The following is a 14,167-nucleotide window of genomic DNA, read 5'->3' on the forward strand; positions in this document are numbered from 1 at the left end:
AGATGCTTGATTGCCCATGACTGTTTAAAACACACCACTGAATCCGTTATAAGGGGTATAACAAATTGGATTTGGTTTCTATCAGGCAAGCTCGTAATACTAAGTTGAAATATCTGAGTTTATCGAAACTGGGCTGAGGGAATAGACAGCCTGGGGGAGTGGATATGAAGACAAAGCTCATCACACCAAATGGCATTCGTGTGTGGCAAGGGTATCGTTGTCAGCAATATCAGGATGACAGCGATGGCTTTTTAGAAAAGCTGGGGCAGATATTTATCCCCATTACGGCACAGCTGATGTCACCGATGGGCCTTCGTATGTATTACCCCACCATCGTATCGCAGCCGAGCGATTGCCAGACTGTGAAGCTGCCTGATGAAATTGCCTTAGTCGGCTACTCTTCGCAGCAAACGTATCACGATGCTTCGCATGCCACTGTTGCTGGACGTGCATATTCTTCCCTTCACCAGACTGTTTTTAATTTCACCCCTAGCACGACCCCTGCAAGTTTTTCTGATTTCCCCATCGCTTACGCTGATGTCTCTCAGTTCGAATGGAAAACCCCGTATTACTTTTCTGGCGAAGCCATTGACTGGCATAGCCTCTATGTTGGCGTGCTTATATGGACGTGGCCGGACAATGTTTCTGAAGGCAAGGCTTCTGAAGACTGTGTTTCTGAAGACAAGGCTTCGAAAGACTGTGCTTCGGAAGAACATGCCTTGGATGACCCAATTCAGCATGCCAAAGACCTTCTGAATGTGTGTCACGCGCGCATTGGAAGCAATAATAATCTGTTTGAAATCATCACAGTATTGCAGCAAGACTACGGCGTTTTATGGTTCGCATCAGATGCTTTACGTTGGCCAGAAAACATCATTCAGTGCCTCTCTGACATGAAGTGTCATCTTGTGATGCAAGCCTTTCATGACACTACAAATATCTCGCCGTTATTCAGTGAAGACGATAACGGCATCGTCGTTTCTGCTGGTCAGGCTTTGGATGTACGCCTTTCTACGTAGCCACTACAGACTGCCTATTTCACCCCAATAGCCCATCAATCATCTATTCCAATCACTTAAAAGGAGCGAACCATGGACACTAACACGCTCATCGAAGTCACTGTATTACCTAACAATACTCTCCAATTGGAAACACTACCGAATGTACAGATAGGCACTGACTGCCCGACCATTACGGCCAGTACCAGTGTTGAGGTTAATAGCACCTCATTTTCTATCTTCGCTCAGCAAGAGCCCGACGCGTTTATCGTTTGCAAAACCTATGACGTTGAAACGGAACGCTACTTCAAGCAAGAGGCGGTCATTTCCGCAAAGGTCCCTGTTGCCAACTTACATAGTTTTTATTTTGGCGGTCAGCCTTGGTTACTTAGCTATCACCCAGATACCGAGTATGTGCAGTTTTATCAATTTGATGCGGAGAAGGTGACGATCACTCCAATCACCGCCATTCGTTTGGGGAAAGGGTTTACCACGGTACAACCACTTTATTATCGCAACGATGTGTTCTTTGTCGCCTATAACAAAGACACGGGCGATGTGGTGAAGATGCAAATTGTTGCGCCAGCCCATTCTGCGCTATATGCGCAAACGGTGTGGTCAGCAACGTGGGCACAAGGGTGGACGCGATTTGCATTCTTTCGTCTCGGCTCGGAAAACTTCTTCATCAAGACCAACGAGAAGTACCACAAGGTCAACATCGACCATTTTATGGATAGCATTGCGCTGGGGTCGCACCCAGTATTGAACGAACCCGCACCAGAAGAAATGTTGAGCCTGTCTGACGTACAAACCTTTTATGACGTCAGCCAGAATCCGTATTTCTTTACCTATCAATCAAACGGTGCCATGACTTTCAACCGGTTTGACGGTGATTGTGAAGGCTGGCAATTGGCCCTATCTAGTCAACAAACAGCGAACACGACACTGTGCCATACCGTTCAGCTAAAAGAGTGCACACTCATTTTGATGCTTTGAACCGCCAAACAATGATAAGGAGATAGAATTGTGTCTCGTTATACCGATATCGATAGAAATGCCCCTCAAATTCTGACCACTATTTCTAGCACGCATCCTTTACCGGTCGTTGATTGGCAGACGATTAACCAATCAGCACCTGCGCCACTTGCCATTGTGTCAGGCGAACTGCCAAAAGCCGATATGATCTTGGTGACCTGGACATCTGCTGAATGGTCAGCCCTCGATCACGTTATGCTGAATAGTGCTGATAAGCGTTACCCAGACGACACTGAGTGGCGAAACAATTGGTTTGGCTATGCTGAAAATCAGGAAATCTCGCCGTATTGCGAGTCGCCAGAAAATGCCCCTATCTTTTATTTTCAGTTGGTTGGCATCAAAGGCGCAGATCAACAACAGCAGCGGGTATTGCTCGTTAAATCTCAGGTTCACCTTGCGCATCCTCCATGGATTTCAGGGCTGGAGGCCATGATAGATGTGTTACTTGAGCATGTTGGTGCCAAGCGCATCATGTCGACGGGAACGGCGGGCGGTGGAGCACTGAGTGATATGCTGGGGGCGGCGATTGTCACCAACAAAGCCCGTATTTTGCTAGCGAAACCGGAAAACGAAAGCTGTGATTACAACCATCAAACCTTCACGTGCACAAGGTGGTTCCCTTCGACGTCGTTGTACGCATCAACGCAAGGGTCATTGATGATGGCGATGGATCACGTGTGGAATGCCACCACGATCAGCGATGCAATTTCTGAGCTCAATCAAGATCCTCAAAACGATCAAAGCGCAGATCAACCCACTTATACCTATGAGGATTTGATCAACGCACCGCTCAATCCTGCCAACCTAAAACAGGCGCAAATCAAGGTCGCCAAAGGGCAACCGCTTCTCACTACCGATTTCTATTTCATTGAAGGTGAAGAGCCGAGTGATCCCTACTGCTTTCTTGAAATGGACGATGCGGTGGTGGCGCATCAGGCAGAGAAAGCGGGTGTCGACTATGCCTTTATCCGTAACGTTTCAGACCCTATCGTGGTGACGCATACCGCACAAGGAGAGCCGATCCCAGATGCCGTACGCGGCAATTGGTCGGGCATCATTTATAAACGCTGCGGTTTTTACAGTAGCTTCAACAGTGTCTTGATGTGTTGGGCCGCTATTGCTGGCAACAGTGAATATGAAGGCGAAGGGGAGGGCGGAAAAAGGAAATGATTTCCCGTTAATTTTCGGCACTTTTCAGTAAAGAAATCAGAAAAAACGCGGTTTAACTCAAGAGATTAAACCGCGTTTGCTTTATCCATTTAGACCATGTTTTCAGTTTGGGCATTGGCTTAAGGGTATTTAGTGAGTTTGCCAGCAATCTTGCTTGCCTTGCCCGATAACAGGCAATGTTCCGGGTTTCCTGGGATTGGGTCAGTGACGACCTTCGCGCCAGCCTTGTTTAGTCCAGCAATCGTTGAGACGCAGTACTGACTGTAGCCGCCAATCCCTGTCAGGTAACTGGCGTACGCGGCTTTGTTGCTGGTGTTGGTTGTACAGTTCACGCTAAGCCCAGAAATGGTATTGCCGTCGCTACCAACATGAACGCCACTGCCGTTCTTAAAAGCGGTTGCTGAACATTGCCCTGCTCGCACCACCAAACCTGTTTTCAATGGCGGATTCGCCCCGAGTGCCAATTCTTGCGTATCACTTTCTTGCTTCGTACACCCAGTGAGAAGCATGGCCAACACGGGGGCAGCAAGAATGCATTTTGTGGATAAACGATAGTGGTTCATATCACCCTCCCATCGCTTGGTTTGACGCTGCAGCGTTAGCTTGCTGGTTCAGGTGCTGAAGTTCTGCGAAACCTTCTACTGCTTTGGTTAACTGCGGTTTACTGCAAGGGGCCAAATTGAACCTTAAATTGCAGCATGGACATGAAAAGGACGTGCCTGACAGCAACATATTGAGGTCAAAAGAGATGCTTGTTTGGCAATCAGGACACGGTAATTGGCTTTTCATTATTTCTCTCCCAATAAGAAAAAAGCCCGGCTGTTAATTAAGTAAACAACTCCGGCGGTCAAACAACCGGGCAAAACAATAAGGCAACGAAATATCGTTAGAAAAAGAGGCCACTGACTATGAATTTTCGGCGGCTTTTGCTGACCCTAGCGTGATTGGCGTAATGCTGTTGGTAAACGCCTGAATAATGGTGGTGACACCCTGCGGCAATGAAAGCTGCCCAGCATGGACACTGACGGTGTACTTGGCATTGTTACTTTTCTGGTATGTCGATTTTTGTGCAGATGCTGACTGGCTGTCATGGCTGATACTGCCTTTCACTTCCACCGACCACCAACCTTCACCCAGCTTGGCGGAAAAACTGCCTTGCTCGCTGGTTTTGCTGGACGTGGATTGAGATGATTCGTCGGAATAACTCGACTTCACTTCCATCTCGAAATCGACCTGCACGTTATCGACACCTAGAGAGTTGAGCGGAACAATCGTCAAAAGGGGGACATCAAATTCAGTGGTAACGTTTGTGATGTTCACGTCGGGTGCTTCACCCTCTTTTGCTTCCCCTTCGGATATCACCCCACGGGTAATTTGCATCGTCACCATGATAGGCTCGAGCGTATCTTGCCCTTTGTCTTCGGAGTCTGATTTCTTATTGAAGCAGGTATCCAACATAAATTTGGTTTGGGTAACCGCCATCATACTGTTGGCTTGTGCTGCGGCGTTTAACGGGCCCCCGATCAATGCGCGCATGGGTAGTCCCGCGAATTGTTGGGCCATTGAGACCAGTGCTGGTCCAGTGCTGACGTCTGGCATGGTATTTCTCCTACTTGATGAAAAATCGCATAATAAAGCCCGAACCCATTAACCAGGGATCTGCGCTCTTAGTGCTCTGTCATAACCTTCAATTAATTTTCTGAGACCTTCAGGTGGTTCGTCGGCATTAATTGTTATTTCCAATTCCGCCATATGATTTGGGTTTTTCCCCGATTTAAATAAACCGCTTGAATTATTTCCGGTAAATGAAACTTCAAGTGCATTACTTTCATTTACGTTTACTTCTAAATTTGTTTTAAATTTCACTTCGCTGACTCGTGGGCTAGCGACGGGAACCAAAGTAAGTAAGGGAACATCAACGGCTAATGACTTAATGCCATCAGATGTGTCGGTCGGGTATTCAATGGTGACGTACTTAGGGCGATAAGCAGTCCGTTCAGTACCATCGGGCGTTTCCGTACCGCCAAGCATGCCAGAGTTGCTGCTCGGAACCTCATCAAAAAAACGACTGATCAGCTCCTGGTTCTCGTTCTGCAAAGCCTGATTGGCTTGGGTCACGCTCAAATGCACGGCTGAAACCAGAGCGTCTAAATTAATCATGACGTGTTCCCTTTGCGTTTTATTTCGATGGGTTTAGTTTTGGTTCAGAAAGGAAAGAAGACAAATCGGATTTGGAATAGTGGATATAACAGAAGGGAAAGTTATCGGCTAAATTAATGAATTAACATGTAATCAAAAGTGGCGGAGAAATTATTTTATATTTTTCCGATATAAATTGGCGTGCGCATCAAAAGGAGATATTCACTAAGAACGAGAAGAAGAACATACCGACGGCGAAGTTTTGGTTCGTTGCCCACAGTATCCTTGCTGGTGGCCATGGTTCTAGCAACGCTGGTTTGTATCACTCTCGTTTCGCAATGGTAATACGGCGTATGAAGGCGCGGTTAGCTCACAATAGAGAGTGACTTGGTGAGTAAATGGTAAAAGCCAAAAGAATAAGGATTGTTCTAGCGATGAAACTAAAACTTACAGCTGTTTTTGGCGGGTTGCTCCTGTTGATGTCTGGGTGCGCGGTGAACTATACAACGCCAGCTGGAGGTGTAGATATTGGTGCGTTGAGCGACGATGACATTGCAACACTGATGTCGTTGGAGCCTGCTAGCGAGTTTCCTGCAGGCATTGCAGTAGTGCGGATCCAGGCCTCCGGTTACTCATCAAGAACGAATGATAGCTATGGTGGGGGCAAATTCAGTGTCGTCACTGTTCGAGACATTGAAGATGAAGAAGACATTAAGAACCTCATAAAACTCCCCATGGTTGCCGGAATTGCACCTTTAAATCGGGTGCTTATTCAATCAAACCTGCAATCGATAAAAGATTTAAGACTTTCCGCCGCACGGCTAAAGGCCGATATGTTGCTGGTCTATTCTGTTGATACCAGCTTCCATGTTGAAAGCACGTCGCTTGGGCCTTTATCGGTGATCACCTTAGGCACACTACCCAACCACAAAGCGTATGTTTCAGCCACAACGTCAGGTGCACTTATCGACGTTAGAACGGGGTATGTTTACGGTGCATCAGAAGCGACAGAGCGAGAGCAACAGCGTTCAAATGTATGGAGTACTCAAGAAGCCATCGACGCTGCGAGGATTCAAGCCGAAAGTGCGAGTTTTAAAGGGTTTATCCAAGATTTCGAAGTGATGTGGAAAAGCATTGTTGAGCAGTACATTGATGGTTAGGCCAACGCTCTAAAAAGAGAAAAGAGAAAACAGAGAGAAAACAGGGACAGACACTCTTAGGAAATCATAAAGCAGTCAGTTTCATCGTCTCATCGACGTGGTCTCATACCAACAAGAAAACAGGGACAGACACTCTTAGGAAATCATAAAACAGTCAGTTTCATCGTCTCATCGACGTGGTCTCATACCAATGAATTGAATGTGAAATGAGGCTCTGGTCTTGGTATGTTGAATCGTATTGATAGCCAAAAAGAATACGACATCCGTGACTAAATCCCGCGCCTCTCTTATCAGTGTTGATGCCACACCTTACTACCATTGCGTATCGCGTTGTGTTCGTCGCTCATTTCTTTGCGGTGTTGATGAGGCCGGAGGAAAAAGTTACGAGCACCGAAGAGGGTGGATAGAGAAACGGTTATTGGCGTTAGCACAATCATTCTGCATAGATGTGTGTGCCTACGCCATCATGAGCAATCACTATCATGTAGTGCTTCACATCAACACAGAGCAGGCAAAACTATTGTCTCCGTCAGAGATTGCAGAGCGTTGGCTGGCATTTCATCAAGGCCCTTTGCTCGTTCAACGGTGGCTGCAGGGCGACAAGCTCTCCACATCAGAAACTGAACGTTGTTTGGAAATCGTCGAAAGTTGGCGAGCACGTTTAACGTCCATCAGTTGGTTTATGCGATTGCTAAACCAACACATTGCCACCGAAGCGAATCGAGAAGACAAATGCACGGGACACTTTTGGGAAGGACGCTTTAAGAGCCAAGCATTGCTGGATGAAAAAGCATTAGCTGCTGCGATGGCTTATGTGGATTTAAACCCTGTTCGTGCAGCGATAGCACCTACCCCCGAGCAGTCTGCCCATACATCAGTAAAAGCCCGTATAGAATCCTTGCATAAGGATGAGCCCACGGCTCCTTACTTGTTTCCTTTTTCCGGCAACCCAAGAGAAAACATGCCTGAAGGAATTCCTTTTCGGTTGATGGATTATTTAGAGTTGGTCGAGTGGACAGGGCGACAGATACGAGACGATAAACGTGGCCATATTGAAAATACCTTACCGCCATTGCTCGCACGTCTTGGATTAGAGCCTGATTGTTGGTTAAACACCTGTACGCGAATAGAGCGCGGCAATGTCGTCGGTTCTGAGTCAGCAGTTAAAGCTGCCTTGCCTCACCTTAATCGCCAAAGGGTGTCAGGACTTAGGTTACCTGACAGCTAATTCCCCCCTTTACCTACAGCCTTTTACCTATCAGATGCTCTTCTGAGTTTTCGGCTTTTCGTAAAACATCTAAAAAGACAAAAGGCTTGCTGATTGGCCGACGCGGGTAGGCATTTGCTGCTGAATTGCGCCAAAGTTGGAGGATTTACAGTGGAGGTTAAGGTGCTGAGTTGTGAATTTCTTAGGGTGTCTGTCCCAGTAGTTTGACATAGGTTACCTGACAGCTAATTCCCCCCCCCTTTACCTACAGCCTTTTACCTATCAGATGCTCTTCTGAGTTTTCGGCTTTTCGTAAAACATCTAAAAAGACAAAAGGCTTGCTGATTGGCCGACGCGGGTAGGCATTTGCTGCTGAATTGCGCCAAAGTTGGAGGTTTTACAGTGGAGGTTAAGGTGCTGAGTTGTGAATTTCTTAGGGTGTCTGTCCCAGTAGTTACCTCAAGGTGCTGAGTTGTGAATTTCTTAGGGTGTCTGTCCCAGTAGTTACCTCTTTCAAATACCGTCATGACCAACCAACACGGCCAAAGTTTTAGCCTGTTGGAGCTTTCACAAAAGGGCGTATCAGACCCGAAAATCCGCAAAACCGAGTTGATGGTTCGTGCGCGTGGCTTTGAAGACCTCGCTAACGAGCTAGGCCATGTTGCCACCTTCCTCACCATTACTTGCCCGTCAAAGTATCACCGCAGTTATGCGACGACAGGCGACGATAACCCTAAATGGCAAGGCTACACGCCAGCCGAAGCACAAGCCTATCTAAACGAGAACTGGAAACTGGTTCGCGCCAAGTTGCAGCGAGAAGACGTGCGTTTCTATGGCTTTCGCGTCGTAGAGCCTCAACATGACGGCACACCGCATTGGCATTTATTGCTGTTTGTTGAGCCTCGCCACTATGACACCTTGATAAACATCATGCGTGAGTACGCGATGCGCGAAGATGGCGACGAAAACGGCGCAGATAACCACCGTTTCACCGAAGTGAAAATAGACCCTAACAAGGGCTCAGCAACGGGCTATATCGCTAAATACATCTCTAAAAACATTGATGGTGAGAACCTTGAAGCGGGTGTGTACGGTGAAGATCCAAAGTGCGCAGCGGCGAGGGTGGATGCGTGGGCAGCGTGTTGGAGCATTCGCCAGTTTCAGCAACTTGGCGGCTGTTCAGTGACAGTTTGGCGCGAATTACGCCGTTTAAAGGCAATGATGGACGAAAGCAAGCTAGTAACAGAAATTCATGCGGCAGCGGATAAAGGCTGTTGGAAGACGTTCACTGATTTAATGGGCGGGGTGTTCTGTAAGCGCACAGAACAGGCTATCGCGCCGCATTATGAGTTAGCCGTTGATACGGCAACAGGCGTTGTGAAAACCTCTATGTATAGCGAAGAGGAGTTTTTAAAGGTACTCAAGGGCATCTCAACAGGTGGTAAAACCATCATTACCCGAACCAACGAGTGGCATCTGTCTTGAATACAGATGCTCTTTTACTTGGAGTTCTGTGAATAACTGTATTTTGGGTAAAAGGAATTAGTAATCGTCTAACGACACGGATAGCGTTGATGCCAATTCTTCAATAATTTTTCTATCAAGAGGCCAGTTTTTTTTCAGAGTTGCTCTTCTCTCTATTAAAAGCCAGCAGGTGAATATGGAAATACTTTGCTGAAAGAAAGGGTTATCCTTACTTTTATCTTTTATTAGATCAGGCAAACAATATTCTTCGTTGGATAGAATTCTTCTCATTCTTTGAGCAAAGTTACATTCGAATAGTTCTTCAAAAGCATCCAACGCTTCCATTGAAGACTTTTGGAAGGTTATTGGCTTATGCCCCATGAATTCTTCATACATCGAGTCAAGAGTGTTGACTATATCTAAAGTTTCTATTGGCCCAGTAAGCTTATTGCTGACCTCTGAAAAGAAACCATCTGTAGTTTCAATCAGCGCCATGCTTTTCGCTACTGTCCGGTGGATCTCAGACTTGATGTCCTTGTTCGCTTTGTATATCGAGTCGTGAGTTAGTTCTGCGTAAGCGTGCTGTAGGAGTGTACGAATCTGGATTTCACATGGTATGCCACAGGGTATCTGTGTCCCTTGAAACTCAATAGGCTGTTTCGGTCTAACAACATAGTGAACAGATTGATAAGTAAAAAGGAGAGGATCCTTATCCCTCTCCTCACTGAAGTGCCGACACTCAACAGCATCCCAAAGTTTTGTTTCCCTTATGATTTTAGCTACAGCTTCTACATGTTCAACCAGAAGTAAAACGAATCGACAACCGACTTTGTCTTCAATTTCCTGATAGGGATCTGAGTAATTCTTGTTTGGTCGGTAAAACGCCTTATCGATAAGAGAGTTGTCGTCCTTTATCCTAGCTTTTGGCGGCAGTTTGATGAAACTGCCGATATCAAAACCGCTGTTAGTTAGCTCCTCTGAGATTTTAGAAACGACGAAATCCCCCCACCTTTTATATGAGGTCTTTTCAGTTGTCCATTTCTCTAAAAACTCAACTTGATTCAACTTGTTGTGGCCATCTTTTCTTTAATTGTGATTTTAGTCCAACTTACAGCGTTGCCTTCGTCATCTGTGTCTATTGGCTCAATAACAACGCGGCTTTTGAATGTTTCTGCTGGCGCGGTCAGTTTGATGCTTTGACCAAACGAAACCTTCTGCAATTTCAGTTTAGTTTCAATGAATTGAGTATCTTTAGTGAAAGATGTTTGAGGTAATCCCGCATCCGCTAAAAAGCTCGTATAATCATCAGTTGTTTTGCTATCAAAGTAGCTTTGGGCAAACTTGTTTGCATCAACGACACCGGATTTATCAAGTTTTAAGTAACAAATCAAAGCGCTATAAAGCTCATGTTTTTCTTCGTTAGAAATATCTTGTTTACTTATGAAGGCTTTAGTCTGCTCATAGAACATTTTTGTTGTTCTGGCGGCTGAATCCGGATAGCCGCACCCCAAGAAGTCTTCATAGAAATACTGCGCTGCTGCTTTGCCGTCAGATTGACTGATTTGATGATCTGCTATTGCTATTCGCCAGTTTGAATTTAGATCAGCCCCTGACTTGTTTCCCCTGCTCTTTTCGGCGAACGCAGCTGCTTTAAACAACTTTGTTGAAGGTGTCAAAAGAGCTTCTTTCACATAAGTCAAAGATATTTCGTTGGTTGCTGAGTTCACGGTCTTCTGATAAGCACTGTATATGTCAGCTTTAATCACGCCAACGATAGTTCTTACTTTAGTTGGGTCTGTGGATCCAAATGTGCCATTGAATACAACAACAATACCTCCTTGCAGACTTTTTCTAGTTTGCGCGTCAGCTAGTTTGTCTGCGATTGAATATGAAATATCAATGTAATCTTGGTCGCTTGCATTTGGGAGTGATGTGAATAACGCTGGAGCGGCGGTAGTGTCTTGGTCGACAATAATCATGTCAACAGCTTTGGATTGGGAGCCTAACGCATCAATGACTCGTTGTCTAAACGTCTCCAACGCGGCATTGTCAAACTTTACAAAGTCAGAGCTCTTCTCTGGAGTTTTTTTGTCGCCATTTGGCTCGCGTTGGAAAATCTGATGGATACAGATTTTATCGATTTTCAGATGTGTAAGCTGCATGTCTATTGCTCATTAGTATTATTGTAACTTGAAGTTTGCTGCCCTGAACGAATGATATTTCGCCACTCACTTCCGTTGTCTTCCCAAACGCTTTTGTACTGTTCGAACAGTTTTTCCCACTTGCTTTCAGATACGCAGTTCTGGGACATAGCAAACCTGATTTCGTTTCTCAGTTGATACAGTTCTAATAGGGTGGATTTTTGCCGGTACCATAGCTTCTTGTAGTCAAACATAGCTCCCCACCCGTTAACAGCAGTGAGTAACGCTCCTAGAGCCAATGCAATGTTCCGCTGTATCTCCTCCCAACCCTCGATTGTTAAACCAAGCGTTATGGTTATAGCCAGACCCAAAAATATAGTAAGGGCATTGATACATTTAGTATTTCGCTTTTGTCTGACAACTTTGTTTTTAAGGGTGTCGATACTGCTTTCAACTTCCTCAAGCAAGTAAACCTGAGGCGTCTTCTGAACTTGATTTTCCAAACTGCACTCTTTGTTAGTAGTTCTAGACATTTTCGATTATGCCAGTACAGATTTGCGTTTGGAATCTCTCAAGTGATGGGATTATGAATTAGTAGATGTGAGTTGAAGAGTTGTGAATCTGAGTGAGAGCTATGTCATCCTGAAAGCTACTTTGGAAATCTGCTACATATATGCTACACAGAAACAGAAAAGCAAAAGGCCTGAGTGGTTACTAACCTCTCAGGCCTTTAAATTTGGTGGCCCCTCCCAGACTTGAACTGGGGACCAATCGATTATGAGTCGACTGCTCTAACCACTGAGCTAAGGGGCCGTGTAGGCGAATGATTATAGGGGATGGGGGCGGGGGTGTCTAGCCGCAACCTGCCTATGTTCGGTATGCTTTTTAAGCACTTAAACAAGAAAAAGGCGAGCATGTGCTCGCCTTCTCATTTTTCGCTTAAATTGCGTCCGGATTATTCGTCCAGGAAGCTGCGCAGAACTTCTGAGCGGCTTGGGTGACGCAGTTTACGCAGTGCTTTCGCTTCAATCTGACGGATACGCTCACGCGTTACGTCAAACTGCTTGCCGACTTCTTCCAGCGTGTGGTCGGTATTCATGTCGATACCGAAACGCATACGCAGAACTTTCGCTTCACGTGGCGTCAGGCCAGCAAGTACTTCGCTGGTTGCCATGCGCAGGTTGTTCATGGTTGCGGAATCCATTGGCAGTTCGAGGGTGGTATCCTCGATAAAGTCGCCCAGATGTGAATCTTCATCGTCACCGATTGGGGTTTCCATGGAGATTGGCTCTTTGGCGATCTTCAGCACTTTGCGGATCTTGTCTTCTGGCATTTGCATGCGCTCTGCCAGTTCTTCTGGCAGCGGCTCACGACCCATCTCCTGAAGCATCTGACGAGAGATACGGTTCAGTTTGTTGATGGTTTCAATCATGTGAACAGGGATACGAATCGTACGCGCCTGGTCTGCGATTGAACGGGTGATTGCCTGACGGATCCACCATGTTGCGTAAGTCGAGAACTTGTAACCGCGGCGGTATTCAAACTTATCTACCGCTTTCATTAGGCCGATGTTACCTTCTTGGATCAGATCCAAGAATTGCAGGCCACGGTTGGTGTATTTCTTCGCGATAGAAATAACCAGACGCAAGTTCGCTTCAACCATCTCTTTCTTCGCACGGCGCGCTTTCGCTTCACCGATAGACATGCGACGGCTGATGTCTTTAATACGTTCTACGTTCAGGCCGGTCTCATCTTCGATGATTTTCAGCTTCTGAATACAACGACGCAGATCTTCTTCGTACTGTTTCAGGCGGTCAACATATGGCTTTTCAGTTGCCAGTGCTGCATCCAGCCAGTTGTCTGAAGATTCGTTGCCGGCAAACAGTTGAACGAAGGTTTTCTTCGGCATTTTCGCTTGGTCAACACACAGACGCATAACAATGCGCTCTTGTGTACGTACGCGGTCCATAGTGCCACGCATTTCGTTAACCAGACGGTCAAACTGTTTTGGTACAAGGCGGAATTGCTTGAACACTTCAGACAGCTCAGCAATCGCTGAATGCGTGTCGTCGTGGAAGCGACCGTTCTTGTTGATAGCAGCTTGCATAACTTCGTATGACTGACGTAGCTCGGAGAATTTCTCACGTGCTAGCTCAGGGTCGATGCCTACATCTTCCTCTGAATCATCATCGTCATCGCTGTCATCATCGCCGTCATCGTCTTCGTCTTCCAGCTGCTCTTCGGTCAGTTCTGAACCGATATGAGTCGCAGTTGGTGCGATGTCGTCTTGGCTTGGGTCAACAAAGCCAGAAATGATGTCAGTAAGACGAAGCTCTTCCGCTTCAACTTTGTCGAATTGGTCAAGCAGGTAAGAAATTGAGCCAGGGTATTCGGCTACAGAGATCTGTACTTGGTTGATACCATCTTCGATGCGTTTGGCGATGTCGATTTCGCCTTCACGAGTAAGCAGTTCTACAGTACCCATCTCACGCATGTACATGCGGACTGGGTCAGTGGTGCGACCTATTTCGGATTCTACGCTGGACAGTGCTGCCGCTGCAGCTTCGACGGCATCTTCGTCAGCTACAGTTTCAGACATCATCAGCTCATCGGCATCAGGAGCAGTTTCCACTACCTGAATACCCATGTCGTTGATCATCTGAATGATATCTTCTATCTGATCAGAGTCGACAATGTCTTCTGGTAGGTGGTCATTTACTTCTGCATAGGTTAGATAGCCTTGTTCCTTACCTTTTGCGACAAGCAACTTTAGCTGTGACTGCGGATTTTGATCCATAGACGATATCCAACTTCGGGTCTGAGTGAAGAATTTAGTATGCGGAAACGCAAACT

The 14,167-nt window shown here is 46.2% G+C and carries 12 protein-coding genes, 1 tRNA gene and 2 pseudogenes; 6 read left to right on the top strand and 9 right to left on the bottom strand.

Annotated elements, in window-relative coordinates; genetic code table 11:
• Nucleotides 1-164: 164 nt before the first annotated feature.
• From LRP49_RS10710 to LRP49_RS10720, 3 genes are all read left to right on the top strand, one after another.
• A complete protein-coding gene (locus LRP49_RS10710; RefSeq protein WP_274142126.1) occupies nucleotides 165-1,019 on the top strand; it encodes a hypothetical protein in 855 nt (284 codons plus the stop codon).
• 72 nt (nucleotides 1,020-1,091) lie between these two features.
• Entirely contained in the window at nucleotides 1,092-1,994 is a 903-nt protein-coding gene (locus LRP49_RS10715) for a hypothetical protein (protein ID WP_274142128.1), read from the top strand.
• A 30-nt stretch (nucleotides 1,995-2,024) separates the two neighbouring features.
• Nucleotides 2,025-3,203: a hypothetical protein gene (locus LRP49_RS10720; RefSeq protein ID WP_274142130.1), complete on the top strand. Its 1,179-nt coding sequence runs from the start codon at nucleotides 2,025-2,027 to the stop codon at nucleotides 3,201-3,203.
• Nucleotides 3,204-3,322: 119 nt separating this feature from the next.
• Here the strand turns inward: LRP49_RS10720 and LRP49_RS10725 are convergent, their stop codons facing one another.
• From LRP49_RS10725 to LRP49_RS10740, 4 genes are all read right to left on the bottom strand, one after another.
• On the bottom strand, nucleotides 3,323-3,766 hold the full coding sequence (locus LRP49_RS10725) for a hypothetical protein (RefSeq protein WP_274142131.1): 444 nt from the start codon (nucleotides 3,764-3,766) through the stop codon (nucleotides 3,323-3,325).
• A gap of 1 nt (nucleotide 3,767) precedes the next feature.
• Nucleotides 3,768-3,992 carry a hypothetical protein gene (locus LRP49_RS10730; protein WP_274142132.1) on the bottom strand — a complete coding sequence of 75 codons (225 nt, stop codon included), beginning with the start codon at nucleotides 3,990-3,992 and terminating at the stop codon, nucleotides 3,768-3,770.
• 117 nt (nucleotides 3,993-4,109) lie between these two features.
• Complete coding sequence (locus tag LRP49_RS10735; protein ID WP_274142133.1) at nucleotides 4,110-4,802, bottom strand: DUF2589 domain-containing protein; 693 nt, start codon at nucleotides 4,800-4,802, stop codon at nucleotides 4,110-4,112.
• 48 nt (nucleotides 4,803-4,850) lie between these two features.
• The gene (locus tag LRP49_RS10740; protein WP_274142134.1) at nucleotides 4,851-5,363 is read right to left on the bottom strand and encodes a DUF2589 domain-containing protein; all 513 of its coding nucleotides are present in this window, start codon (nucleotides 5,361-5,363) and stop codon (nucleotides 4,851-4,853) included.
• 413 nt (nucleotides 5,364-5,776) lie between these two features.
• On the opposite strand from LRP49_RS10740, the gene LRP49_RS10745 reads away from it, so the two are divergent.
• From LRP49_RS10745 to LRP49_RS10755, 3 genes and pseudogenes are all read left to right on the top strand, one after another.
• The gene (locus LRP49_RS10745) at nucleotides 5,777-6,502 is read left to right on the top strand and encodes a hypothetical protein (RefSeq protein ID WP_274142135.1); all 726 of its coding nucleotides are present in this window, start codon (nucleotides 5,777-5,779) and stop codon (nucleotides 6,500-6,502) included.
• Between the two features lie 265 nt (nucleotides 6,503-6,767).
• Entirely contained in the window at nucleotides 6,768-7,730 is a 963-nt protein-coding gene (locus LRP49_RS10750; RefSeq protein WP_274142136.1) for a transposase, read from the top strand.
• A gap of 489 nt (nucleotides 7,731-8,219) precedes the next feature.
• A pseudogene (locus tag LRP49_RS10755) lies at nucleotides 8,220-9,194 on the top strand (replication endonuclease); the annotation flags it as partial.
• Between the two features lie 57 nt (nucleotides 9,195-9,251).
• On the opposite strand, the gene LRP49_RS10760 reads toward LRP49_RS10755, so the two are convergent.
• The 5 genes and pseudogenes from LRP49_RS10760 to rpoD all read right to left on the bottom strand — a co-directional run.
• Nucleotides 9,252-10,238, bottom strand: coding sequence for a GTP pyrophosphokinase (locus LRP49_RS10760; RefSeq protein WP_274142137.1), 987 nt, complete (start codon nucleotides 10,236-10,238; stop codon nucleotides 9,252-9,254).
• Nucleotides 10,235-11,335: a nucleoid-associated protein gene (locus tag LRP49_RS10765; RefSeq protein ID WP_274142138.1), complete on the bottom strand. Its 1,101-nt coding sequence runs from the start codon at nucleotides 11,333-11,335 to the stop codon at nucleotides 10,235-10,237. The genes LRP49_RS10760 and LRP49_RS10765 overlap by 4 nt, the downstream gene beginning before the upstream one ends.
• Before the next feature lie 2 nt (nucleotides 11,336-11,337).
• The gene (locus LRP49_RS10770) at nucleotides 11,338-11,817 is read right to left on the bottom strand and encodes an SLATT domain-containing protein (RefSeq protein ID WP_274142139.1); all 480 of its coding nucleotides are present in this window, start codon (nucleotides 11,815-11,817) and stop codon (nucleotides 11,338-11,340) included.
• A 234-nt stretch (nucleotides 11,818-12,051) separates the two neighbouring features.
• A tRNA-Ile gene (locus tag LRP49_RS10775) sits at nucleotides 12,052-12,127 on the bottom strand.
• A 142-nt stretch (nucleotides 12,128-12,269) separates the two neighbouring features.
• Nucleotides 12,270-14,123, bottom strand: a pseudogene (gene rpoD, locus LRP49_RS10780) (RNA polymerase sigma factor RpoD); the annotation flags it as partial.
• Between the last annotated feature and the right edge of the window lie 44 nt (nucleotides 14,124-14,167).

Origin of the sequence: Enterovibrio qingdaonensis (assembly GCF_028683135.1) — a bacterium.
Classification (GTDB): Bacteria; Pseudomonadota; Gammaproteobacteria; order Enterobacterales; family Vibrionaceae; genus Enterovibrio; species Enterovibrio qingdaonensis.

Coding starts and splice junctions, on each gene's coding strand:
- LRP49_RS10740 (WP_274142134.1), bottom strand. CDS start 5,363: ATGATTAATTTAGACGCTCTGGTTTCAGCCGTGCATTTGAGCGTGACC.
- LRP49_RS10730 (WP_274142132.1), bottom strand. CDS start 3,992: ATGAAAAGCCAATTACCGTGTCCTGATTGCCAAACAAGCATCTCTTTT.
- LRP49_RS10725 (WP_274142131.1), bottom strand. CDS start 3,766: ATGAACCACTATCGTTTATCCACAAAATGCATTCTTGCTGCCCCCGTG.
- LRP49_RS10745 (WP_274142135.1), top strand. CDS start 5,777: ATGAAACTAAAACTTACAGCTGTTTTTGGCGGGTTGCTCCTGTTGATG.
- LRP49_RS10735 (WP_274142133.1), bottom strand. CDS start 4,802: ATGCCAGACGTCAGCACTGGACCAGCACTGGTCTCAATGGCCCAACAA.
- LRP49_RS10715 (WP_274142128.1), top strand. CDS start 1,092: ATGGACACTAACACGCTCATCGAAGTCACTGTATTACCTAACAATACT.
- LRP49_RS10710 (WP_274142126.1), top strand. CDS start 165: ATGAAGACAAAGCTCATCACACCAAATGGCATTCGTGTGTGGCAAGGG.
- LRP49_RS10765 (WP_274142138.1), bottom strand. CDS start 11,335: ATGCAGCTTACACATCTGAAAATCGATAAAATCTGTATCCATCAGATT.